Here is a 23,256-nt window from a genome sequence, read left to right as displayed (position 1 = left end):
CGCCGGCCGTCGATCAGCGCGCCGACCAGGCGCCGGGCGGCTCGGCCCGCACCGTCAGGCCGGCCGCCGGCCCCGGGTCGACACGAACTGGTACGACATCACGGCGAACCCGGGGTCCCGCAGCAGCCGGCGGAACGCCTCCAGTTGGCCGGGCGACACGCCCGCCTCGATCAGCTCCGGCTCCAGCTGGCGGGAGTTCGTCTCGTACAGCGACGCGCCGAGCGAGCCACCGGGCCAGCTCTCGGAGTGGGTGATCGTGTCGATCTCGACCAGTCCCGCCGACGCGAAATGGGCGTGCACGTCCTGCGCCCAGGCCAGGTCCGCGCCGTGGCTCTGCAGGATCCCGAGCATCGCGTCCGTCACCTGGGCGAAGAGCTTCGCCGCGTCGTCGCTCGGCGCGGTCAGCACGCGCAGCGGGGCGGTGCAGTCGAACTCCTCGACCACCAGCCAGCCGCCCGGGGCCAGCGCGTCGGTCAGCGAGGCCAGCACCCGCCGCCGCTCCGGCAGGTGCAACAGCACCAGCCGGGCGTGGATCAGGTCGAACGTGTCGCCGGGCGGCGGCTCGCTGCGCACGTCGTGCCGGAGCACGTCGAGATTGGCCGTGGGCACGAGATGCGCGGTGTCGATGTCGGTCGCCAGCACGCGTCCCGCCGGGCCGACCGCCTGGGCCAGGCCCCGGGCCACCGAGCCGCCACCGGCACCGATCTCCCAGCAGACGCCGCCCGGGGCGAGCACCGGCGCGCCGACGCGGGCCGCGGTGATCGGGTCCAGGAAGGACTCCAGCGCCCGCAACTGGGGCACCGCCTCCGGGGAGCCGTTGTCGAAGGTGTACTCGGTGTCACGGATGTCTGTCGGCATCGTCGCTCAATCCTGTCGAAGGTGGTCGGGTCAGGTACGCGGAACCGACCCAGAGCCCGGGGACCGGCCGGGACTCCGGCAGCTCCGCGACCGCGGCGACGCTGAGCATCGCCGCCAGGCGGCCCGGTTCGGCCCGGGCCTCACCCGCCGGGCGGTCGTAGACCACCCGGCCGTACTCGAGCACCGCGATCCGGTCCGCGACCTCGACGGCGTGCTCGAGCTGCTGCTCGACGAGGAGCACCGCCAGCCCGGTGCCGGCCAGCGTGCCGACGAGGTCGCGTACGCGGGCGGCCAGGGCGGGGGCCAGCCCTTCGCACGGCTCGTCGAGCAGCAGCACCCGGGGCTGGCCGAGCAGGGCCCGGGCGATCGCCAGCATCTGCTGCTCGCCCCCGGAGAGCTGGTCGCCGCGATGGCGCAGCCGGGCCGCCAGCCGGGGCAGCAGCTCCAGGATCCGGGCGACGGTCCACCCCTCGCCCCCGGGGGTCGCGGCGCGCCACGGCACCGCCGCCAGGGCGAGGTGCTCGGCCACGGTCAACCTGGAGAAGACCCGCCGGCCCTGCGGGACGAGACCGACCCCGCTGCGGGCGACGCGGTGCGGCTGCCAGCCGGCGATCTGCACCCCGCCGACCTCGATCCGCCCACCGCAGGGCCGCACCAGCCCGGCGACGGTGTGCACCAGGGTGCTCTTGCCGGCGCCGTTGCGGCCCACCACCGCCTGCACGGTGCCGGCCGCCACGTCGAGGGTGACCTCGTGCAGCACGATCCCGCCGGCGTAGCCGGCGCAGAGCCGCTCCGTACGCAGCATCACGACACCGCCTCCGCGTAGGCCTGCCGGACCGGACCGGAGGCGCGGATCTCGGCCGGCGTGCCGGTGGCCACCGTCCGGCCGTCGCGGAGCACGCTCACCTGGTCGCAGAGCGCGTAGACCAGGTCCAGCCGGTGCTCGACGAGCAGCACCGCGACGGCGCGCGGCAGGGCCCGCAGGAACTCCACCAGCCGGGCGACCTCGACGCCGGACAGCCCGGCGGCCGGCTCGTCGAGCAGCAGCAGCCGCGGCCGGCCCGCCAGGGCCATGGCGATCTCGAGTTGCCGGCGCTGCCCGTGGGCGAGTTGGCCGGCGGGGGTCGCGCCGACCTCACCCAGACCCATCCGTTCCAGCCACACGCCCGCCGTCCGCTCGGCGGCACACCGCCTCGCCCCCGGCCGCCACCGGCCGGGCCGCACCGCGTGGGGCAGCGCGGCGACCACCACGTTCTCGGTCGCGCTCAGGGTCGCCCACACGGCGGGACGCTGGTGGATCCGGCCGATGCCCCGGCGCGCCCGGGCGGCGGGGCCGAGGCGGGTGACGTCCCGGCCGGCGAGCAGCACCCGACCGCCGCCCGCCGGGACCGCGCCGCCGAGCACGTCGAGCAGGGTCGTCTTGCCGGCGCCGTTGGGCCCGATCAGGGCGTGCCGCTGGCCGTGGTCGATCCGCAGGTCGACGCCGTCGAGCGCGGCGAGCGACCCGTACCGGACCGTGACGTCCCGGGCGGACAGCAGCGGCGTCATGCCCGTACCCCCGTCGGCGTCGGCCGCTCCGGGGCGGAGGCACGTGCCCGCGGTCCCGGGAGCAGCCGGCCCCGCACGCCCGACGGCCGGTGCCCGTCGCCGGGCAGCAGGTAGACGGTGACCACGAACGCCACTCCCAGCACCAGCGGCGCGTGCCCCGGCAGCACGCCGAACAGCCAGTCCCGGGCGGCCACGACGATCGCGGCGCCGACCAGGGCGCCGCCCACCGACGCGACCCCGCCGACCACCACCCCGAGCAGCAGCAGGGCGGAGGTGTCGAACCCGAAGTCGGCCGGCGAGATGAACTGCTGCGCCACCACCAGCAGGGAGCCCGCCGCGCCCGCGACCGCCCCCGCGGCGACGTGCACGGCCGCCACGTGCGCCGACACCCGGTGGCCGCTGGCCCGCAGCCGCGCCTCGTCGTCGCGCCCGGCCCGCAGCACCAGGCCGGCCCGGGTGCGCAGGATGAGCAGCACGAAGCCGACCAGCACGGCGACGACCACCAGGGCGTACAGGTAGCGCGCCCGGTCGGTGGCGAGCACCGGCAGCCCCCACAGGGGACGCACCGGCGGGACCCCGGCGAGCCCGTCGGTGCCGCCGGTCACCGAACGCCACCGCCCGACGACGGTCACCGCGAGCTCGCCGATCGCCAGCGTGATCATCAGGACGATCACGCCGCGCGCGTACACCACGAGCGGGACGGTCGCGGCGGCCAGCGCCGCCCCGGCCGCCGCCGCGACGGCCAGGTGCACCACCGCCACGTCGGAGAGGCCGCTGCCGACGACCGCGCTGGCGTACGCTCCCGCCGCGTAGGGCGCGGTCTGCCCGAGGGTGGGCAGCCCCGCGACGCCGGTGAGCAGGGCGACGCTCACCCCCACCAGGCCCAGCGCGAGGGTACGCGCCAGCAGCGCCACGGTGTAGTCGTCGACCGTCCACGGCGCCAGCAGCAGCCCGGCCAGGACGAGCACGGCGACTCCCCGGCGCAGCGCGCGCACCGCCTCGTGCCTCACGACGCCCGCCGGGCCGTGGCCAGTCCCCGCGCCCGCACCGCGAGGACGGCGGCCATGGCGGCGAAGAGCAGGAACGGGGCGGCCGACGGGGCGAGCGCCACACCGAGGGTCTGGATCTGCCCGACGGCCAGGGCCGCGAGCAGGGTGCCGGTCATCGAGCCGAGGCCGCCGAGGACGACGACCACCAGCGACAGCAGCAGCACCGAGTCGGCGGTGTCCGGGCCGGGACCGATGATCGGCGCGCCGAGCACGCCCGCGGCGCCGGCCAGCGCCCCGGCGGTGGCGAGCACGCCGACGCGGATCCAGGCGGGGTTCACGCCGAGGGTGGCCACCATCTCGGCGTCGTCGACGGCCGCGCGGACCAGCATCCCGGCCCGGGTGCGACGCACCGCGACGTGGAGCAGACCGGCGAGCACGGCGGCGACGATGATGAAGACCAGGCGGTACGCCGCGTAGCGGTGCCCGGCCACCACCACCGACCCGTCCAGCGCCGCCGGCACCCGCACCGGTGGGTCGTCCGGCCCGAACACCCCCGCGAGCAGGCTCCCCCCGGCCAGCGCCACCCCGAAGGTGAGCAGCGCCTGGGTGAGGTGACTGCGTGCGGCGACCCGGGTGAGCAGCCCGGCGACCAGCACGCCGGCCGCGGTGGCGGCGACGATCCCGACGGCCAGCGCCAGCACCAGGCTCACCCAGCCGCCGTCCAGCAGCGCGGCGGCGGTGTACCCGCCGATCGCGTACAGGGTGCCGTGCGCCAGGTTCAGGATGCCGGCGACGCCGAAGCAGAGCACCAGCCCCGCCGCGGCGACGAAGACCAGCAACCCGTAGGCCACCCCGTCCAGGGCCGGGACCAGGTACGGGTCGATCCGGATGTCGACCGCCACGGCGCTCATCCGCCGACGGTGGCGAGGTCACCCACGACGGTGTTGGACAGCGCCCGGCCGTCCTGGCGTACCTGGCGCAGGTACCACTTCTGCACGGGTGCGTGGGTGGTCGGCGAGAACTGCCAGGTGCCGCGCGGGCTGGCGATCTGGCCGAGCTGGGCGATGGCCGCGTTGACGCTCTCCGGCGACGGGTCGTCCCCGGCCGCCGCGATGGCCCGGTCCAGCACGGCAGCGGCGTCGTAGGAGGCCATGGCGTACGTGGTCGGGGAGCCGTCGTTCTTCGCCTTCCAGGCGGCCACGAAGGCGCGGTTCTCCGCGTTGTCCAGGTCGGGCGAGTAGTTCAGCACCGAGTAGACGTCCCGGGCGGCCTCGCCCTGGGCGTCGAGCACCCCGCCCTCGGTCAGGAAGCCGGCGGCGTAGAGCGGCAGGTCGCTGATCTCCGACTGCGCGTACTGCTTGACGAAGTCGACGGCCGCGCTGCCCGCGTAGAACGTGTAGACGGCGTCCGCGCCGGAGGCCTTGATCCGGGCGAAGTACGGCGTGAAGTTGGTGGTCGACGGGAACGGGGTGAAGGTGGTCTTGCCGTTGGGGTTGGCCAGCGTGCCGCCGGCGGCGACGAACGCGTCGGTGAAGCCGCGCAGCTCGTCCCAGCCGCCCTGGTAGTCCGGACCGATGGCGTAGACGCTGCCGTCGACGTTGTCGCGCACGTGCCGGGCGATCGCCTCCCCCGGCTCGTCGGAGAGGTACGAGGTGTGCCAGATCCGGGACACGTCCTTGAGTTCCGGGCGGCCGTTCGAGCCGACGAACGGCACCTTCGTCTCGTTGAGCAGCGGGTAGACCGCGGCCACCGAGCCACCGCCGACGATCCCGGTGAGCGCGACCACGCGGTCCTGCTTGAGCAGTTTCGTCGCGGCGGGCACCGCGGTCGCGGCGCCGTTGCCCTCGTCGGCGACGACGAGTTCCACCTGTCGGCCGCCGAGCTTTCCGTCGTGGGTCGCCAGGTAGAGCTCGAAGCCGGCGCGGAGGTCCTTGCCGACCGCCTGGTAGGTGCCGGACAGCGACGCCAGCAGGCCGATCTTGATCGATCCGGCGGCGCCGCCGCCGCGCCCACCGTCGGCGCACGCGCTCGCGACGAGCAGGACGAGGGCGAGCAGGGCCGCGGTGCGGGCACGGCTACGCCGGGGCATGGTCAGAGGCATGTCTTCTCCAGGAGGGATGGGGGTCCGGCGTGGATGCCGGGGTGTCAGCGGCTGCGGCTCAGTGCCGCCCGCGCCGCCGGGGTCAGCGCGTCGCCGATGCGGTTCGCCAGCTCGGTCATCTCGTAGGAGACCTTGCCGACGTCGCACTGCGGGTCGGCGAGCACGAGCAGGGACGCGCCGTCGTTGAACGCCATTGAGAACATGAAGCCGCCTTCGAGCTGCGTGACGTTGGAGATCACCGCGCCGGCGTCGAAGAAGGCCGCGGCGCCGCGGAGCAGGCTCACCAGGCCGCTGCCGGTCGCCGCCAACTGGTCCGCCCGGTCCGGCGGGAGTCCCCTGGTGGCGGCCACCATCAGGCCGTCGCTGGAGATCGCGATCGCATGGCTGACCTCGGTGGCGCGCGCGGCGAAGGCGTCCAGCAACCAGCCGAGATCCTGTTGGTCGGTCACGTGCTCTCCCTGTCGGGTCAGTTGTTGATCAGGTTGGACCGGCGCCCGGCGACGCCCCGCGCGTACGCGGCCATCGCGGTGGCCACCTGGGCCGGGTCGCGGTGCGCGGAGCGCTGCTGCGGCACGGTCACCCCGCCCGGGACGAGGTGCTGCTGCGGCTGGCGCCGCGGCAGGCCGGACGTGGTGGTGGCGACGACCTCGGGCGCTTCGGCCCGGGCGGCGGTCCGCCAGGCGTCGTCGGCGGGGCTGGCCCAGGGCCTCTCGTCCGTGCCGTCGTGACTGGCCTGGAACCAGTGGTTGACCTGGTCGAAGATGACGAGTTCCTCGGTGGGCTGGTCGCCTCGGCCGGCTGGCGCCGGTGCGGGCCGGAACACCGGCGCCACCGGCAGGGCCCGCTCGGCCGCCGGCGTTCCGGCCCACGGCTCCGGCGGCCTCCCGGCCCACGGCTCCGGCGGGCTGGCGGCCCACGGCTCCGGTGCGGTTCCGTTCGCCGCCGCCGTTGCGTACGCCGGTGGCACGGCGGCGGTCCGCGCCGCGCGCCGGGACGGCCGGGTGGGCGTGAGCAGGAACTCCTCCGGCGGCAGCGACCGGATGATCGCGCCCGGGAGCGCCGCCTCGGCGATGGTGCCCCGGCGGGGGCCGGGACGCAGCTGCACGGCCACGCCCAGCCGGGCGGCGAGCTGCCCCACCACGACCAGCCCCATCGCCCGTACGGCCGCGACGTCGATGGCCGGCGGGTGGGCCAGCAGTTCGTTGAGCTGTTGACGCCGCTGCGGCGACAGCCCCACGCCCTCGTCGCTGACCTGGACGATCACCCGGTCGCCGAGGCTGCGACCGGTCACCCACGCCTCGGTGCCCGGCGGGGAGTAGCCGGTGGCGTTGTCCATCAGCTCGGCCAGCAGGTGCACGACCTCGTCGACGGCCTCGGCCGCGACGGCGACGTCACCGTCGACCATGCCGAGGCGGATCCTGGCGTAGTGCTCGATCTGGCTCTGCGCGGCCTGGAGCACCTGTTGCAGGGGTACGTCGTGCTGGCGTACCCGCCCGACCCCCACCCCGCCGAGCACCAGCAGGCTGGCGTTGATCCGCCCCATCCGGGTGGCCAGGTTGTCCAGCGTGTAGAGCTGGTCGAGCCGTTCGGGGTCGGTCTCGTCCCGCTCGACCTTGTCGACCTGTGCCAGCACCGCGTCGACCAGGCGCTGCTCCCGCCGACTGAGGTGGATGAAGATGTCGGCGGTGTTGGCCCGCATGACCGCCTGCTCGGCCGCGGTACGCACCGCCGCCCGGTGCACGGCGGCGAACGCCTCCCCCACCTCGCCGATCTCGTCACCGGTCGACGGCTCCAGGGCGTCCGCGCTCTGCCGGCGGGCCAGCTCGTCCGGGTCCACCGAGGAGTTGTCCGGATGTTGGAGCCGGGCCACCACCTGCGGCAGCCGTTCGAACGCGACGGCGTTCGCGGCGTCCCGCAGCCGACGCAGCCGGCGCGTGATCTGCCGGGCCACCACCCAGGTGACCAGTGCCGTGAGCAGCAGCGCCACCACCACGGCGGCCGCCTGCACGGCGGTGCGCCGCCGCTGGTCGGCCTGGGCCGAGCGGATGTCGTCGAGCACCGCCGCGTCGACCCGTTGGCGCAGCTCGGCCAGGCGGGCGGACCACTGTTGGGTCGCGGCGACCCAGGCGCCCGGATCCAGGCGCAGGCGGCTGCCCGCACGGGTCCTCGACACCTCGTCCTGCAACCGTTGGAGCAGCAGGGCGTCCGCGCCGCTGCCCGCCTGCTCCCACCAGCCCCGCCAGGCGGGCCGGGCGAGCGCCAGGAAGGACAGGCTGGACTCGGTGAAGCCGGAGCGGGCGGCGGTGATGTCCTGCTGCATGGCCGGGGTCAGCTGGTCGGCGGTGACCGCGCGCAGGACGGCCACCTGCTGCTGGCCGGCCGCCTCGGCCGCCTTGGACAGCGCCGCCGAGGCCCGCATGCCGTCCGTGATCCGGGCGTTGACCGCCCCGAGGGTGACGCTCTCACGCAGCGTGAGCAGGTCGGCGATCACGATCCGGTAGCTGAAGGTCATCGCCGACACCGAGGCGCGCGCCGCCGTCCGGACCTGCGCGCGCAACGGCGGCAGGCCCTCCAGCGCCAGGTCGATCCGTGCTAGCGCGGGCTGACCGGCGGCGGGCCCGGAAGGCACCAGTGCCCGCTGCCGGCGGTAGCGGGCGACCGCGTCGTCGGTGCTCCTGGTGGCCTCGACGAAGGCGTCCTGCTGCTCGGCCGCGCCCCGGCTCAACAGGTCGGCGGCGACGACGCGCTCGCGTTGCAGTTGGTGCGCCAGGTCGCCCGCGTCGGCGGCCAGGTGCGCCAGGGATCCGAGGTCGCTCGCGCGGGTCGTCTGGCGGACGCTCTCGGTCAGGGCGAGGCCGGCGAAGCCCATCACGGCGACCAGGGGAGCCGCGACGATGAGGCGCATCCGGGTGGCGATCTTCCAGCTGCGGCGGCCGGTCGGGTAGGGTCGGGCCGCGTGGGACCTCGTGCTCGACGCCAAGATTGACTCCCGCGACTCATCCAAGACGGCCTATGCGCACCTTGCCATTTGCACGTCTCATTCGGCCGGAACCCGCGCGCTCAGACCAGACCTGGCAGTGGTACAAACGGCCCGTACCCGCATCTGTACCCAGCGTCAGCAGCGCGTGACCGCCCCCGCGGCCCTGGCCACCCGCAGGTCAGGGGCGCCCGGATCGACCGCCCGACGGAGGGGGCGGTAGGTCGGCCTCCGGCTGCCCGCCGAGCACCTGGCCGATCAGCTCCCGCAACTCGTCGATCGCGGCCACGACCGCCTCCGGGTCGCGCGCGTCCCGCCGCACGACGGCCGTCGTGAGGGCCGGCTCCAGCCCGGCCATCTTCCCGAACCGAGGCCCACGGCGACCGTCCGCGGCCAACTGCTCCGCGGCGACCTGCGGCCACAACGCGGCCAGGCAGCCGCCGGTGCCGAGCACCTCGTCGCAGCGGACCGCGAACTCGTGGCTGCCGTACCGGCGACCGGACTCGACGGCGGCGACCGTCTCGCGGCTGAACCGCACCCGCTCCGCGAGCGCCCGCTGGGTCAGTCCCTGCCGGGTACGCCAGGTGCGCAACTCGGAGCGGAACCGGTGGATGGCACCGGCGCCACTGGCGCTCGACGGAGGCGTGCGATCCATGTGTTCACCTTCACGACGCCGATCTACCGTATCGGCATCGGCGTCAATCGACATTGGGCGACGAATGGGTATTCGCAGGGGACAATTCTTAACCCATCACAGGACGGGTGTGAAGACGCAACTTCGGAGGGTAGTCGCCGCGCGTGGACCGCGGGGCCCGGCGCAGCCGCCCCGGGGAGTGGGCCGCCGCGCCGCGCCGCCGCCGGTCACCCGGCTACGGGCGCGGCAGCGCCACCGGAGGGCACCGCCGCCTCGACGAGCACCGGCAGGCTCCGGTGCGCCCGGAATGCGACATTGGGCTTGTACGCACGGCGATGCCCGGCGGCCAGCCGCAGGCCGGGAATTGCCCGGCCGAGCCGGGTCAGCGCCGTCTGCGCCTCCAGCCGGGCCAGCGCCGCGCCGATGCAGAAATGCGGCCCGTGGCCGAACGACAGATGTCCGTCCGCGTCGCTCCGGTGCGGATCGAATTGTTCGGGGCGGACGAAAACGGCCGGGTCCCGATTCGCGGCACCGATCAGCAGCAGACAGCGCGCACCCGCCGGAATGGTCACGCCGTCCAGGGAGACGGGCCGGCGGGTGACCCGCAACCAACCGTCGATGGCGGGCGCGAAGCGCAGCGTCTCGGTCAGGAACGCGGGAATCCGTTCGGGGTGCTCGCCGAGTTCCCGCCACCGGCCGGGGCTCGACAGCGCCTGGTCCACCGCGTGGGCGAGCAGCCCGGCCGTGGTCTCGTGGCCGGCGACCAGGAGGTTGAACACGATGCTCGACACCTCGGCCACCGTGAGCACCTCGTCGTCACCGTCGCGGTACGCCAGCAGTTGGCTGACGTAGTCGTCGCCGTGCGGGCCGGCGGCGAGCCGGGCGCGTACCGACTCCTCGCAGTAGCGCCAGAACTCCCACAGACCCCGCGCGAGCCGCACCTGTTCGGCCGGCTCCGGCCGCCCCCAGATCAACGCCAGCTGACCGTCGCCCCAGGCCCGGATCCGCGGAACGTCCTCCTCCGGCACGCCGAGGATGTCGAGGAGGACCAGCAGGGGAAGTTCGGCGGTGAACTCGCCGACGAGGTCCACCCGCCCGCCGGCGCGGGCGACGAGCCGGGACACCAGTTCGTCGACCCGGCGTCGGACGATCGCGCCGTACCGCTGCTCGACGCGTTCCGGCGTGTTGGCGAAGGTCGCCCGCAGGGCCCGGCGGGTGCGGGGGTGCACCGGTGGGTCGGCCGCGGCCGTGGTGGGCGGCGCGTCGATGCGCGCGATGATCTCCATCGCCTCGGGGCAGACATCGTAGATCGGGGCGAGGGTGAGGGCGTTGCCGAAGGCCCCGACGTCACTCAACGCCCGGCGGACGTCGGCGTGCCGGGTGATCAGCCACAGCCCCAGGTCCGGATCGTGGTGCACCCGGTCGGGATCGTCGAGAAGCCGCCGCCACACCCGTGCCGGATCGGCGAGATACACCCCCACGAACGGATCCAATCGCATGACCGCCTCCTGGAGCGCCATGGCCACGAACGGAATCGCCGAACGGCTCCCGGGGATCCGGTTTCAGCCGCGCTCCTTCACGGTGCGCCCATTCCGAGACCAAGTCAATATCAGCGCACTTCAATGTCTTGGCGCGCAATTCACCGCCCTCGGGGCGCACTCGCAGCACGTCGTTCTGCAAGTTGCGATTTGTTCCTTGCCCGCCGGCAGCGACGACGACCAGGGTAAACGACGCCGCGACGGGCATCACGCACCGTCGCACGCCACTGCCCGCGTGTCCCGGTCGGCCCCGGGAAATGTGGTGCACCACCGGCCGGGTTCTGACCGGAACTGATTGACCGACGCTCGGCACCCGCATCGGAAAAAGGGCCGACGATGCCGCCCGCGCCCGACGAGAAGGGTCGCCCTTCCGTGGTCGACGGGGCGATCGGTCGGGGCCTGGCGTGGCAGGTGGGCCGGCCGGCGACACCACGCCGGCCGGCCCGTGCGCCACGCCTAGAGGGTACGCGCGAGGCGGTCGGCGAGGATGCGGGTGAACCGGGAGGGATCGGCCAGCTCCCCGCCCTCGGCCAGCAGCGCCAGGCCGTAGAGCAGCTCGGCGGTCTCCTTCAGCGGCTCCTCCGTGCCGCCCTGCTCGTGTGCCTTGCGCAGGCCGGTGACCAGCGGGTGCCCGGGGTTGAGCTCCAGGATCCGCTTGACCGCCGGCACCTCGTGGCCCATCGCCCGGTACATCTTCTCCAGCGTCGGGGTGATGTCGTGGGCGTCGCCGACGACGCAGGCGGGCGAGGTCGTCAGCCGGGAGGAGAGGCGGACCTCCTTGACGGAGTCGGCGAGGGTGGCGCCCATCCAGGTGAGCAGGTCGGCGAAGTCCTTGCGCTGCTGCTCGCGCTCGGCCTCGGCCTCCTTCTTCTCCTCCTCGGTGTCCAGGTCCACCTGGCCCTTGGCGATGGAACGCAGCGTCCGGCCGTCGTACTGGCCGACGCGCTCGATCCACACCTCGTCGACCGGGTCGGTGAGCAGCAGCACCTCGTAGCCCTTGGCGCGGAACGCCTCCATGTGCGGCGAATTCTCGATCATGGTGCGCGAGTCGCCGGTGGCGTAGTAGATGTCGCTCTGCCCCTCCTTCATCCGACCGACGTAGCCGGCGAGGTCGGTGGGCTCGGCCGCGTCGTGGGTGGAGGCGACCGACAGGATCTCCAGGAGGACGTCCCGGTTCTCCGTGTCGTCGATGAGGCCCTCCTTGACGGCGGCCCCGAACTCGGTCCAGAAGGTCCGGTAGCGCTCGGCGTGGTTGGCCTTCATGTCCTTGACGGTGGCCAGGATCTTCTTGACCAGTCGGCGACGGACGACCTGGATCTGCCGGTCCTGCTGGAGGATCTCCCGGGAGATGTTCAGTGACAGGTCGTGCGCGTCCACGACGCCCTTGACGAAGCGCAGGTAGTTCGGCATGAGCGCTTCGCAGTCGTCCATGATGAAGACGCGCTTGACGTAGAGCTGCACGCCGCGGCGGCCCTGCGGGGAGAACAGGTCCAGCGGCGCGTGCGACGGGATGAACAGCAGGGCCTCGTACTCGAAGGTGCCCTCGCCCCGCATGTGCACGATGTCCAGCGGGTCGGCCCAGTCGTGGCTGACGTGCTTGTAGAACTCCTTGTACTCGGCCTCGTCGACCTCGTCGCGGGAGCGGGCCCAGAGCGCCTTCATCGAGTTGAGCGTCTGGGTCTCGGTGGTGCTCTGGTCGCCCTCGCCGGGCCGCTCGACGGTCATCCGGATCGGCCAGGCGATGAAGTCCGAGTACCGCTTGACGATCTCGCGGATCGTCCACTCGGCGGTGTAGTCGTGCAGGTTGTCCTCGTCGTCGGCCGGCTTGAGGTGCAGGGTCACCGAGGTGCCCTGCGGTGCCTGCTCGACCGACTCGACGGAGTACGTGCCCTCGCCGGCCGACTCCCAGCGCGTACCGCCGCTCTCCCCCGCCCTGCGGGTCACCAGCTCCACCCGGTCGGCGACCATGAACGCCGCGTAGAAGCCCACGCCGAACTGGCCGATCAGCTCCTGCCGCGCCCCGGCGTCGGAGGACTCCCGCAGCTTGCGCAGCAGCTCGGCGGTCCCGGACTTGGCGATCGTGCCGATCACCTGGACCACCTCGTCGCGGGACATGCCGATGCCGTTGTCCCGGACGGTCAGCGTGCGCGCCGCCTTGTCGACCTCGATCTCGATGTGCAGGTCGGAGGTGTCGACCTCCAGCTCCTTGTCGACCATCGACGCCAGGCGCAGCTTGTCCAGCGCGTCCGAGGCGTTCGAGATCAGTTCGCGCAGGAAGACGTCCTTGTTCGAATAGATGGAGTGGACCATCAGCTGGAGCAGCTGACGCGCCTCGGCCTGGAACTCCAACGTCTCGGCCCGGTTGCTCACACCGTGTCCTTTCATGCTCGAAAGCCCACCGAAGGTTCGCGGAAAGGATACGAGTCGTCGCCGACGGCGAGACGACGGGACGGCGGCGCGTCGGGAGGCGGCGCGGAGCCCCGGGTCAGCCCCGGTCAGGCGGCGCCCGCCGGCCCTCGGGGCGTCACCGCCGCGCCGCACGGTCCGCGCCATCGACGCCCTGCCGTCGTAACGGTCGCAGCTTCCGCGCAGGTACGTCCAGGTGTCAGGACCCCGGCGGCGGGGTACAGAGACGCGCTGGGGTGCCGGCGGACGTGCAGCTGAGGCCGGGTGCCAGGATGTACGGGTAACACCAGCAAGGGTCGTCGGGGCCCGGAAGTGAGGGCTGCGATGAGGTGCGACCGAGGGTGACGCGACCCACGGGGAGCCTGTTCGCCGACGGCGGGGAGACCGGGCGGCTGATGGCGCGCCTGGACTGGGCCGCCACCCCACTCGGCCCCGTCGACGGCTGGCCGCAGAGCCTGCGCGCCGCCGTACGGCTGGTCCTCTCCTCCCGCTACCCGATGCTGCTGCTGTGGGGCGAACACCTCACCCAGCTCTACAACGACGCGTACTCGGCGCTGATCGGCGACAAGCACCCCGACGCGCTCGGCGGTGACGTGCGGGTCACCCTGGCCGAGGGTTGGGACGTGTTGGGCCCGCTCATCGACGAGGCGATGGCGACCGGCGTCGCCAGCTGGGTGCCGGCGCTGCGGCTGCTGCTCGATCGGGCCGGCTACCGCGAGGAGGCGTACTTCAGCGTCTCGCACGCCCCCGCCCGCGACGACGAGGGACGCACGGTGGGGGTGCTCACCGTGTGCAGCGAGGTCACCGAGCAGGTCGTCGGCGAGCGCCGGCTGCGCCTGCTGCGCGACCTGCCCGTCGGGGGCGACGGGCGGACCGTCGACGTCGGGAGCACCTGTGCCCGCCTCGCCCAGGCCATCGGCGGGCATCCGCTGGATGTCCCGTTCGCCGCGATCTACCTGCGCGAGGGCGCGCTGCTGCGCCGTGCCGCCCACGTCGGCGGAGCGGCCGTGGCCGCCGCCCTGCCCGGCACGCTGCCGGCGGGCGAGGGCCACGAGTGGGGGCTGGGTGCCGCCGCCGGCGGCACGACGACCGAGGTGTCCGGCGTCGACGGGCGGCTCGTCCTGCCGGCCGGGCCGTGGGGTGACCCGCTGCGAACCGCCCGGGCCCTGCCGCTGCCCTCCGCCGAAGCGGGCCAGCCGCTCGGGGTGCTGCTGGTCGGGGTCAGCCCGAGCCGTGGGCTGGACGAGGCGTACCGGGCGTTCCAGGCGCTGCTGGCCCAGCAGGTGGCCGTCGCCGTGCGTAACGCGCAGGCGTACGAGGAGGAGCGCCGGCGGGCCGAGGCGCTCGCCGAGCTGGACCGGGTCAAGACCGACTTCTTCACCAACGTCAGCCACGAGTTCCGGACCCCGCTGACGCTGATGCTCGGCCCGCTGGCCGACGCCCTCAACGACAACGAGCATCCTCTGCCCGCGAGGCAGCGGGAGCGGGTCGACACCGCCTGGCGCAACGCCACCCGGCTGCTCACCCTGGTCAACAGCCTGCTCACCTTCTCCAGCCTGGAGGCCGGGCAGGCGCACAGCCAGGCCCGCGAGGTCGACCTGGCCGGGCTCACGACCGAGCTGTCGAGCGTCTTCCGGGCGGCCGTCGAACGCGCCGGGCTGCGCCTGGAGGTCGACTGCCCGCCGCTGCCGCGCCCGGTCGCCGTCGACCCGGTCAACTGGGAACGCATCGTCACCAATCTGCTGTCCAACGCGCTGAAGTACACCTTCGTCGGGCGGATCCGGGTCGCGCTCACCGCCGACGACGAGGAGATCCGGCTGACCGTCGCCGACACGGGCATCGGCATCGCCGAGGAGGACCTGCCGAAGCTCTTCGCGCGTTTCCACCGGGTACGGGGCGCCCGGTCACGCAGCCACGAGGGCACCGGCATCGGGCTCGCCCTGGTCCGCGAGCTGGCCCGTCTGGAGGGCGGCGACGTGCGGGTGGAGAGCCGGATCGGCACGGGGACGACGTTCACCGTGGCGCTGCCGTGGTCCGCCACGCAGCGGGCCACCGGGCCGGCCCCCGTCGGGGTCGGCGACGCGGCCCGGGCCGCCGCCCAGGAGGCGGCCGGTTGGCTGGCCGATCCGGCGCAGGCGGGGGCGTCCGCACCGGCCGGGCCGCCGGTGCCGGCGTACGGCGGCGTGGACGCGTTGCGGCACGCACGGATCCTGGTCGCCGACGACAACGCCGACATGCGCGCGTACCTGGCCCGGTTGCTGGGCGAGCAGGGCTGGCGGGTGGAGACGGTCGGCAACGGCCGGCAGGCCCTGGAGGCGATCCACCGGGCTCCGCCCGACCTGGTGCTCACCGACGTGATGATGCCCGAGATCAACGGCTTCGAGTTGGTGCGGCGGCTGCGTGGGCAGGCCGGCACCCGCATGCTGCCGGTGGTGGTGCTCTCCGCACGCGCCGGCGGGGAGGCCGGCGTGGAGGGGCTCGGCCTGGGCGCCGACGACTACATCGTCAAACCCTTCGCCGCGGCCGACCTGGTCGCCCGGATCCGGGCCACCCTGCGGGGTGCCCACAGCCGCCGCCTCGGCGACGCGGCACCCGACGCGGGCGGCGTCCCGGGCGCGCGGGGCACCCCGGCCGGCCCACCGGCCCCCGGTGCTCCGTCGGACCGTCCGGCCGTCGCGCCGCCCGCGAGCGGGAACGGGGGGTACGCGCACGGCGGGGGGTCGGTCCCCGAACGCCCGGCCGTGCTGGACGCGGGCTGGACGTACCCGTCGCAGCCCACGTCGGCCGCCGCCATGCGGCGGGACGTGCGGGCCTCGCTGGAGGGGCTGGACCTCGATCCGGACACCGTCGCCGATCTCCTGCTGGCCGCCTCGGAGGCGGTCAACAACGCCGTCGAGCACGCCCAACGCCCGACCCGTCCCGAGGTGCGTGTTCGGCTACGGGTGTCCGACGGCACCGTCCGGATCACGGTGCGCGACTTCGGCACCTGGCGGGACCGTCGCCCGGCCATGGACCGGGGACGCGGCGCCACCCTGATGAACGCGTACGGGGACGTGCGTCTGGTGTCCACCGCCGAGGGGACCACCGTCACCATCGAACGTCGCCTGCCCCCGGCTCCCTGACCCGGATCCCGCCCCCGATCGGCGGGCTGGGCGATTGCGTGTCGTCTGTCTGGTTTGTGGTGGCGGTCGTCACCAGCCCGGCGGGCATGGCCCGGGGCCCCGGGTCGTTGTAACCACCGTGAGCGCGTGACCCCCCGAGCTAGCTCGACGGCCGGGGCGAGCCGGTCGGAATGCCGGCCGGGCCCGCGTCGTTACATCCCCCCGGAACGCGCACCGCCCTCGCACCCGAGGGCGCGCACCTGGTTCGACCTTTCCCTCAGCCCGCGACCACACCCACCCCCTGGGTTGTGTCGCGTACCCCGATCGAAAGGTGCCCCCATCATGCGTACCGACATCTTCCGCACCAGCGCCCTGACCGTTGCCGGGCTCGCCTTCGCCGGCGGCGCCATCGCCGGCCCGATCACCGCCGCACACGCCGCCTCCCCCACCGACACCCGACCCGCCACCACCGGCAAGGACCGCAAGCACAGCGAACGCGAACTCGGTGTGCGCTACGAGGCCCAGCCCAACTTCTACTACTGCGGCCCCGCCGCCGCCCGCAACGCCCTCAGCGTGCAGGGCAAGAACATCGACGTGCACGGCATGGCCCAACGCATGGGCACCACCGAAGCCGGCACCAACTCCATCAACGACATCACCCCCGTCCTGAACAAGGAAACCGGCAAGGACGCCTACCAGTCGGTCGAGATCCCCGAGCCCAAGGCCGACGACAAGCAGACCGACAAGCTACGCACCGACATCGTCACCGCCATCGACGAAGGCCACGCCATCGTCGCCAACATCGCCGGCACCGCCACCGACACCGACGGCACCACCCACTCCTTCGAAGGCGGCCACTACATCAGCGTCGTCGGCTACCGCGACAACGGCAACACCGTCACCATCGCCGACTCCGCCAACCCCAACCAGGCCTCCTACCGCATGAACATCGACAACCTCGCCGACTGGATCGCCACCCGCGGCTACACCTCCTGACCCACACCACGAACGAACGAAAGGGCCGGCCCCCGACCACGGGGACCGGCCCTTTCGGCACGCACAGGATGCGCAAACCGACCTCCGCCCCTGCTCCCCCGGTTGTCGTGTCGCCTTGCGGGCTCAGGACCGGCGCCCGCGCCGCCCGCCCTGGCTCAGGACCGGCGGTTGCGCTCCTGACTGAGCCGCTCGTCGAGCCGGCCGAGCTCGTAGATCGCGTTCAGGTCCGTCGGCAGGTGGGTCACGTTGTCGAGCACGGGTTCGTCGTCCGGGTCCGGATCGGGGGCGGGGGTCGGCGGGCTGACCGGTCCGGCCGAACCGGTAGCCGCGACGGCGGGCCGGCGCCGCCGGTGCAGGACGAAGAGGACCGGCACCGCCAGGACGCCCAGCACGAGGCCGTAGACGAGCCACCGGTCCGTTGCCCCGTCGTCCCCGCGCGGCGGGGCCGCGACGGTCGAGGGGGCGTCGGAGGCGGACTCCCGTTCCTCCGGGGCCGGCGCCTCGGCCTCCCGCCCGGCGGGCCGGTCGCCGGCGGGTGCGAGGGCCGACGCGCCCCCGCGCGCGGGCGCGGAGGGGGCCGGCGCCGCCGGGACAGCCGGTGCGACCGACGGGTCGGCCGGGGTCGGGGCGGGGGCCGTGGAGCCGGTCGGAACCGGCGTCGGAGAGGCGCCCGGGGTGGCCCTGCCGCCCTTGAGCAGGTCGTCGACGACCCGGCCCACGCCGCCGAGCAGGTCACCGACCGGCCCACCGGAGGCCGTCGGCGTCGGCGCGGGAGCAAGCGCCAGGGTCAGGGCGAGCGCGGCCACGACACGCATGAATCACCTCAGAGGGGATCGATGTCCAGGCACCGTACCGCACTCCGGGTGGTCGCCGCGTGACAGCCCGGCGGCCGGCCGGGGCGACGGTGTACGGGGGACGCCGCTCGTGCGGCGTCCCCCGTACCGGGGTGGGGTCAGACTGGCAGGCCGCCGACCTGGGTGTTGATCCAGGTGCGGATGGACGGCAGGTCCACGTAGATGGACGGGCCGGTGGCGCAGGTGGAGTTGTTGTTGCCGGCCCGGCTGGTGGCGCCGATCAGGGCCCACGCCCCGTTGATCTGGCGCACCTGCGGGCCGCCCGAGTCGCCGTAGCAGGCGCCCGCGTTGCCGTTGGTGTTGTTGGTGCAGATCTCGTACGGGCCGTTGATGCCGAGGCAGCGGCTGTCCGCCACGATCGAGGTGTCCAGCTCGTTCGCGATGACCGGGGCGCTACCGCAGCCGCGGGGGGCACAGGTCTGGCCCCAGCCGATGATGCGGGTGGCGGTGCCGACCGCGCCGGAGGTGGTCGGGATCGGCGCCGGGGCGTAGCTGACCGAGCTGGACAGCTGCAGCAGCTTGACGTCGACGCTCGGGTGGCTCACCGCCCGGGTCACCGAGACGACGGTGCCGCCGCTGGTGCGGTTGATGCTGCCGACCCGCACCGAGGAGGGGGTCCCGCAGTGCTTGGCGGTGACCGCCCAGTTGGCCTTGATCAGCGTGCCGGTGCAGCCGGAGACGTACACCATCCACGGGTAGTTCTCGCTCGCCGGCCGGCCGTTGACCACCTGCGGCGAGATGTCGTCGGTGTCGTTCCACGAGAACGTGCCGGTGGGCACCTCCGACGCGGCCAGGCCGCCGGCGAAGAGCTGGTTCACCCGGGACGCCTCGGTGGCGCTCGGGTAGGCGTTGGTGCAGGAGACCGGCGCGCTGCTGCCGGACATCAGGTCGGAGCAGAGGCCGGTACGCAGGTCGGGCAGGCCGAGGATGTGGCCGAGCTCGTGGGTGGCGATGCGGGTGCGGTTGTACCCCTGGTTGACGGCGGTCCAGCCCATCCAGACCCGGCCGGCGCCGAGGCTGGTGACCTGGGCGCGGGGCCAGCCGCTGTCGACGTAGATGGTGACGTTGCCCGGCGTACGGGCGACCAGCTGGACGTTGCTGACCCGGCTGTTCCAGATGGCCGCGGCCTGGTCGAAGTTGGTGCGGAACTCACCGGCGCGGCTCGCGTCGTAGTAGACGGTGCGGGCGGCGGCGGACGCGTCCGTGTCGGTCGCGACCTGCATTCCGGTTGCGGCCAGCACCGCCGCCAGCGCGGCGGTCGCCGCGCGCAGCAGTTGTCGTCGGAACATACACGCACTCCCTGCGGTCGTCCGGCGGCGTGCCACCGCCGGCATAGATGTGCATGAATGCTATAGGGGAGGGCGTCGATATGCGGCATAACGGAACCGTCATACCGGCACCCGGACGCAGGCGGGCACAGGGCCGCGCAGCCGCAGCCAGGGCGGCCCCGGGACCGGGCCCCGTCCCGGCCGGCGCCGGAACTCATCCGGCCGACGGTGTGGCCCTCCGCCGCGCCGGGTCGACGGCTCGGCGGACGTCGCCGGTCGCCAGCGCGAACAGGGCGAGCGCGCCGGCGAGAGCCGCGTCCACCCCGATCACGAATCCCCGCTCCGACCCGGCCGGCGCCACGGCCACGCCGACGACGAGCGCCACCGCCGCCGCGAGCGCCATGCCCAGCCGGGCTGACGTCTCCCACCGTACGGCCGCCCGCTCCCTCGACGCCCGGCCCGCCGCGAGGCCGCCGCGCAGCCGCCAGGCGGCGGCGGCGATGAGCAACGCGCCGAGCGCACCGGCCGCCCCGATCACCAGCCACGGCACGGCGAACGCCCCCGCGCGCCGGGCGGGCGATGCCACGCCGGCCACCGCGAGCAGCGTGAACGCGACCGACATCGCGACGTGGACGAGGACCAGCCGCGACAGGCGGCGGCGCAGTTCGTCCGACTCAGGGACGGGCATCGACACGTTTGCCTCCCTCGCTCCACCTCGCATCGTGACACGTCCCGGCCCGCCCATCCAGCGGCTGGCGGCCGAGCCAGTCGACGCGCCGCTGGCGGTCACGCCCCTCGCGGTCGCCCGCAAGCGCGACCGCGGGGAACGCCCCGTGGTTGCCAGCCCGCCGGAGTCGAGGGCGGACTCGACCGCGTCACGGTCGTCGGGCGACCTCGGTGGGGGCGGCGGTCTCCCGCAGCCGGCCGTCGGCGAGCCGTAGCCAGCGGTCCACACCGATCGCCGCGAGGAACCGTTCGTCGTGGCTGACCACCACGAACGCGCCCTCGTACGCGTCCAGCGCGCTCTCCAACTGGGCGACGCTGACCAGGTCCAGGTTGTTGGTCGGCTCGTCGAGCAGCAGCAACTGCGGCGCCGGTTCGGCGAACAGCACGCAGGCCAGGGTGGCGCGCAGCCGCTCGCCGCCGGAGAGCGCCCCGACCGGCAGGTGGGCGCGGGGCCCCCGGAACAGGAAGCGGGCGAGCAGGGTCATCCGCTGCGACTCCGGCGTCGTGGGCGCGTACGCGGCCAGGTTCTCCGCCACCGTCCGGTCGAGGTCCAGCAGGTCCAGCCGCTGCGACAGGTACGCGATCCGGCCGTCGGCCCGCCTGGTGTGGCCGCCCTCCGGCTGCACGTCGCCGCTGACCAGGCGCAGCAGGGTGGACTTGCCGGCGCCGTTCGGGCCGGTCAGCGCGATCCGTTCGGGCCCCCGGATCGTCAGGTCGACGCCGTCGCCGGCGAACAGCGCGACCTCGCCGTAGCGGACCTGCATCCGCTCGCCGAGGAAGACCGTGCGCCCGGCCGGGAGGTTGGTGCCGGGCAGTTCCAGCGTGATCCGCTGCTCCTCGCGCAGGGCCCGGCCCGCCTCGTCGAGCCGGGCCTGGGCGTCGCCGACCCGCGCGGCGTGCGTGTCGTTCGACCGGCCCGCCGACTCCTGGGCGCTGCGCTTCATCCCACCGGCGACGATCCTCGGCAGGCCGGCGCTCTTCAGGTTGCGGGCGGCGTTGCCGGCCCGGCGCTCGGCCCGCTCGCGGGCCTGCTGCATCTCCCGCTTCTCCCGCTTGACCTCCTGCTCGGCGTGGCGGACGTTCTTCTGCGCGACCTCCCGCTCGGCGCGCACCGCCTCCTCGTAGGCGGTGAAGTTCCCGCCGTGGGAGCGCACCTCGCCGCGGTCGAGTTCGAGGATGCGGTCCATCCGGTCCAGCAGCGCACGGTCGTGACTGACCAGCAGCAGGCAACCGGTCCAGTCCGCCAGCACGGCGTGCAGGGTGCGACGGGCGTCGAGGTCCAGGTTGTTGGTGGGCTCGTCGAGGAGCAGGACGTCGGGACGCCGCAGCAGTTGCGCCGCCAGACCGAGGGAGACGACCTGACCGCCGCTGAGGGTGCGTAGGGGCCGATCGAGCGACACGTCGCCGAGGCCGAGCCGGTCCAGTTGGGCGCGCGTACGCTCCTCGATGTCCCAGTCATCGCCGATCGTGGTGAAGTGCTTCTCGTCGGCGTCGCCGGACTCGACGGCGTGCAGCGCCCTGAGCACCGGCGCGATCCCCAGCACCTCGGCCACGGTCAGGTCGCCGGCCAGCGGGAGGCTCTGCGGCAGGTAGCCGAGCACCCCGTCGACGGTCACGGAGCCGGCGGTGGGCCGGAGTTCGCCGGCGATCAGCCGGAGCAGCGTGGTCTTGCCGGCGCCGTTCGGCGCGACGAGGCCGGTGCGGCCGGTGCCCACGGTGAACGACAGGCCCTCGAAGACCGGGGTGTCGTCCGGCCAGGAGAAGGAGAGGTGCGAACAGGTGACGAATGCCTCGGACATGCGGAAACCCTTGGAGTGACGTGGGCGCGCCGGGCGCCCCGGGGACGGGATTCGGGAACGACGGCCCGTGGCCACGACGGCGGCGTTCGGACGCCTGCCGCTGGCCGGGCACTTCCGGTGTCACCCGGAGATGTCGTCGTCACCCGCCACGTCTGGTCTCCCTTTCCGGTCACTCCCGCCCACCCTAACAGCGCACCGCCCGACGCGAGGGGTACGCCCGGGCGGGCGATGGCGGCAGGGAACCGGTGCGAGCCGGCGTCAGAGCCCCGCGCAGGGGGCGTCGCCCAGCACGCAGTCCTCGGGCGCCCTGGTGAGCGGGTCGACGTCCCGGACGGCGAAGGTGAACGTCCGCGAGCGCCCGGCCGGCACGGCCGCGCCGGTGAAGGTGACGACCTGCCCCTCCTGCTGCCAGTCGGCCCCGCTGACGTCGGTGAGCGACCCGCCCTCGGCCAGCGTGACGACCACCTTCCAGCCGTTGACCGCCGCGCCACCCGGGTTGGCGACGACCACCTCGCCCGTGAAGCCGAGGAGCCGCGTCGCCACGGTCTCGTAGCGGGCGGTCAGTGCGGGGGGCGACGGGGTGCCCGAGGTGGGCGTACGGGACGGCGTCGCCGAAGGGCTCGCCGAGGGCGTCCGGCTCGGGCGGGACGGCGACGGCGTGGCGCTGCGCGTGGGACGGGCGGAGAGCGTGCCCTGCGGCGTACGACTCGGAGCGGCCGTGGCGGTCGGCGACGGTGCCGCGCCCGGGGCGGCGACCTGCTCCGGCTCGCCGGGCAGGACCGCCCACACCGCCGCCCCGGCGACCAGCACCGCGCCGGCCATCCCCGCGACCAGCAACGCCCCCCGGCGGCCGGCCGGCGCCGGCTCGTCGCCGACCCCCTCGACCATCGGCATCTCGACGGTCATCGCGGCCTGCCCCCGACGCAGGTCGACCTGCCGGAAGGCCAGCCAGTCGAGGATCGCCGGCAGCCGCCCCGTCAACGCCTGCCGGTAGGAGTCCTCGCGGCGCTCACGCTGCTCGTCGGGCCAGCCGCCGTGCTCCAGCGCCTCGCGGACCGACAGTCGGCAGCCCTCGGCCGTGGGGGCGACGGTACAGGTCAACCGGCTGCGCCGGCCCCCCTCGAGGCAGCGCAACCCGATCAGCTCCGGTTTCCGCCGGTCGATCACCTGCGCGTCGACGGCGGCGTCGAACCCGGGCAGGCCGGCCGTGAACAGCAGCAGCCGGCCGGGTGTCCCGGCCATCGGCTCGACCTCGGTGAACCACCGGGCGAGCAGGGCACGATCCGTCAATGCGTGCCACACCCGGTGCGCAGGATGGAACAGGTCGACCTGCACGTCGATCTCGGTCACGGCGAGACTCTACGGGTATCGATCGCGGGCCGGCCCGCACGGGGGGATCCCCGCCGGCCCGGGGACGGGCCGCCCCCGGGACCGGCGGCCGGCGCCCACCCCTCCCGGGGC

The 23,256-nt window shown here is 74.1% G+C and carries 18 protein-coding genes; 2 read left to right on the top strand and 16 right to left on the bottom strand.

Annotated elements, in window-relative coordinates; all coding sequences use genetic code 11:
* Positions 1-54: 54 nt before the first annotated feature.
* The 11 genes from ACGFIG_RS26360 to htpG form a co-directional block, all read right to left on the bottom strand.
* Entirely contained in the window at positions 55-858 is an 804-nt protein-coding gene (locus ACGFIG_RS26360; RefSeq protein ID WP_393007250.1) for a class I SAM-dependent methyltransferase, read from the bottom strand.
* Positions 839-1,663 carry an ABC transporter ATP-binding protein gene (locus tag ACGFIG_RS26355; RefSeq protein WP_393007417.1) on the bottom strand — a complete coding sequence of 275 codons (825 nt, stop codon included), beginning with the start codon at positions 1,661-1,663 and terminating at the stop codon, positions 839-841. The genes ACGFIG_RS26360 and ACGFIG_RS26355 overlap by 20 nt, the downstream gene beginning before the upstream one ends.
* Positions 1,663-2,406: an ABC transporter ATP-binding protein gene (locus ACGFIG_RS26350; protein WP_393007248.1), complete on the bottom strand. Its 744-nt coding sequence runs from the start codon at positions 2,404-2,406 to the stop codon at positions 1,663-1,665. Before ACGFIG_RS26350 ends, ACGFIG_RS26355 begins: the two co-directional genes overlap by 1 nt.
* Positions 2,403-3,416: a branched-chain amino acid ABC transporter permease gene (locus tag ACGFIG_RS26345; protein ID WP_393007246.1), complete on the bottom strand. Its 1,014-nt coding sequence runs from the start codon at positions 3,414-3,416 to the stop codon at positions 2,403-2,405. Before ACGFIG_RS26345 ends, ACGFIG_RS26350 begins: the two co-directional genes overlap by 4 nt.
* On the bottom strand, positions 3,413-4,306 hold the full coding sequence (locus tag ACGFIG_RS26340) for a branched-chain amino acid ABC transporter permease (protein WP_393007244.1): 894 nt from the start codon (positions 4,304-4,306) through the stop codon (positions 3,413-3,415). Before ACGFIG_RS26340 ends, ACGFIG_RS26345 begins: the two co-directional genes overlap by 4 nt.
* Positions 4,303-5,496, bottom strand: a complete 1,194-nt coding sequence (locus ACGFIG_RS26335; RefSeq protein WP_393007242.1) for an ABC transporter substrate-binding protein — start codon at positions 5,494-5,496, stop codon at positions 4,303-4,305. Before ACGFIG_RS26335 ends, ACGFIG_RS26340 begins: the two co-directional genes overlap by 4 nt.
* Positions 5,497-5,540: 44 nt before the next feature.
* Entirely contained in the window at positions 5,541-5,945 is a 405-nt protein-coding gene (locus tag ACGFIG_RS26330; protein ID WP_393007240.1) for a roadblock/LC7 domain-containing protein, read from the bottom strand.
* Positions 5,946-5,962: 17 nt separating this feature from the next.
* Positions 5,963-8,476 carry a nitrate- and nitrite sensing domain-containing protein gene (locus ACGFIG_RS26325; RefSeq protein WP_393007238.1) on the bottom strand — a complete coding sequence of 838 codons (2,514 nt, stop codon included), beginning with the start codon at positions 8,474-8,476 and terminating at the stop codon, positions 5,963-5,965.
* 178 nt (positions 8,477-8,654) lie between these two features.
* Positions 8,655-9,128 (bottom strand): helix-turn-helix transcriptional regulator, encoded by a 474-nt coding sequence (locus tag ACGFIG_RS26320; RefSeq protein ID WP_393007236.1) that lies wholly within the window; start codon positions 9,126-9,128, stop codon positions 8,655-8,657.
* Between the two features lie 206 nt (positions 9,129-9,334).
* Entirely contained in the window at positions 9,335-10,606 is a 1,272-nt protein-coding gene (locus ACGFIG_RS26315; protein ID WP_393007234.1) for a cytochrome P450, read from the bottom strand.
* Between the two features lie 495 nt (positions 10,607-11,101).
* Positions 11,102-13,030 carry a molecular chaperone HtpG gene (htpG, locus tag ACGFIG_RS26310; protein ID WP_393007232.1) on the bottom strand — a complete coding sequence of 643 codons (1,929 nt, stop codon included), beginning with the start codon at positions 13,028-13,030 and terminating at the stop codon, positions 11,102-11,104.
* A gap of 362 nt (positions 13,031-13,392) precedes the next feature.
* Between htpG and ACGFIG_RS26305 the strand changes: the two genes are divergently transcribed.
* Positions 13,393-16,173, top strand: coding sequence for an ATP-binding protein (locus ACGFIG_RS26305; protein WP_393007230.1), 2,781 nt, complete (start codon positions 13,393-13,395; stop codon positions 16,171-16,173).
* Positions 16,174-16,494: 321 nt separating this feature from the next.
* The gene (locus tag ACGFIG_RS26300; protein ID WP_393007228.1) at positions 16,495-17,148 is read left to right on the top strand and encodes a C39 family peptidase; all 654 of its coding nucleotides are present in this window, start codon (positions 16,495-16,497) and stop codon (positions 17,146-17,148) included.
* Positions 17,149-17,303: 155 nt separating this feature from the next.
* Here the strand turns inward: ACGFIG_RS26300 and ACGFIG_RS26295 are convergent, their stop codons facing one another.
* The 5 genes from ACGFIG_RS26295 to ACGFIG_RS26275 form a co-directional block, all read right to left on the bottom strand.
* Positions 17,304-17,963 (bottom strand): hypothetical protein, encoded by a 660-nt coding sequence (locus ACGFIG_RS26295; RefSeq protein WP_393007226.1) that lies wholly within the window; start codon positions 17,961-17,963, stop codon positions 17,304-17,306.
* A gap of 137 nt (positions 17,964-18,100) precedes the next feature.
* Complete coding sequence (locus ACGFIG_RS26290; protein WP_393007415.1) at positions 18,101-19,225, bottom strand: snapalysin family zinc-dependent metalloprotease; 1,125 nt, start codon at positions 19,223-19,225, stop codon at positions 18,101-18,103.
* 259 nt (positions 19,226-19,484) lie between these two features.
* Positions 19,485-19,964: a hypothetical protein gene (locus tag ACGFIG_RS26285; protein ID WP_393007224.1), complete on the bottom strand. Its 480-nt coding sequence runs from the start codon at positions 19,962-19,964 to the stop codon at positions 19,485-19,487.
* A 181-nt stretch (positions 19,965-20,145) separates the two neighbouring features.
* Complete coding sequence (gene abc-f / locus ACGFIG_RS26280) at positions 20,146-21,795, bottom strand: ribosomal protection-like ABC-F family protein (protein ID WP_393007222.1); 1,650 nt, start codon at positions 21,793-21,795, stop codon at positions 20,146-20,148.
* 258 nt (positions 21,796-22,053) lie between these two features.
* The gene (locus tag ACGFIG_RS26275; protein ID WP_393007220.1) at positions 22,054-23,145 is read right to left on the bottom strand and encodes an SRPBCC family protein; all 1,092 of its coding nucleotides are present in this window, start codon (positions 23,143-23,145) and stop codon (positions 22,054-22,056) included.
* Between the last annotated feature and the right edge of the window lie 111 nt (positions 23,146-23,256).

The sequence above is a fragment of the Micromonospora sp. NPDC049048 genome, assembly GCF_043197615.1.
GTDB lineage: Bacteria > Actinomycetota > Actinomycetes > Mycobacteriales > Micromonosporaceae > Micromonospora.
This window is presented reverse-complemented; position numbering and strand designations above follow the sequence as displayed.

Coding starts and splice junctions, on each gene's coding strand:
- htpG (WP_393007232.1), bottom strand. CDS start 13,030: ATGAAAGGACACGGTGTGAGCAACCGGGCCGAGACGTTGGAGTTCCAG.
- ACGFIG_RS26290 (WP_393007415.1), bottom strand. CDS start 19,225: ATGCAGGTCGCGACCGACACGGACGCGTCCGCCGCCGCCCGCACCGTC.
- ACGFIG_RS26360 (WP_393007250.1), bottom strand. CDS start 858: ATGCCGACAGACATCCGTGACACCGAGTACACCTTCGACAACGGCTCC.
- ACGFIG_RS26315 (WP_393007234.1), bottom strand. CDS start 10,606: ATGCGATTGGATCCGTTCGTGGGGGTGTATCTCGCCGATCCGGCACGG.
- ACGFIG_RS26340 (WP_393007244.1), bottom strand. CDS start 4,306: ATGAGCGCCGTGGCGGTCGACATCCGGATCGACCCGTACCTGGTCCCG.
- ACGFIG_RS26300 (WP_393007228.1), top strand. CDS start 16,495: ATGCGTACCGACATCTTCCGCACCAGCGCCCTGACCGTTGCCGGGCTC.
- ACGFIG_RS26355 (WP_393007417.1), bottom strand. CDS start 1,663: ATGCTGCGTACGGAGCGGCTCTGCGCCGGCTACGCCGGCGGGATCGTG.
- ACGFIG_RS26350 (WP_393007248.1), bottom strand. CDS start 2,406: ATGACGCCGCTGCTGTCCGCCCGGGACGTCACGGTCCGGTACGGGTCG.
- ACGFIG_RS26335 (WP_393007242.1), bottom strand. CDS start 5,496: ATGCCTCTGACCATGCCCCGGCGTAGCCGTGCCCGCACCGCGGCCCTG.
- ACGFIG_RS26320 (WP_393007236.1), bottom strand. CDS start 9,128: ATGGATCGCACGCCTCCGTCGAGCGCCAGTGGCGCCGGTGCCATCCAC.
- abc-f (WP_393007222.1), bottom strand. CDS start 21,795: ATGTCCGAGGCATTCGTCACCTGTTCGCACCTCTCCTTCTCCTGGCCG.
- ACGFIG_RS26295 (WP_393007226.1), bottom strand. CDS start 17,963: ATGCGTGTCGTGGCCGCGCTCGCCCTGACCCTGGCGCTTGCTCCCGCG.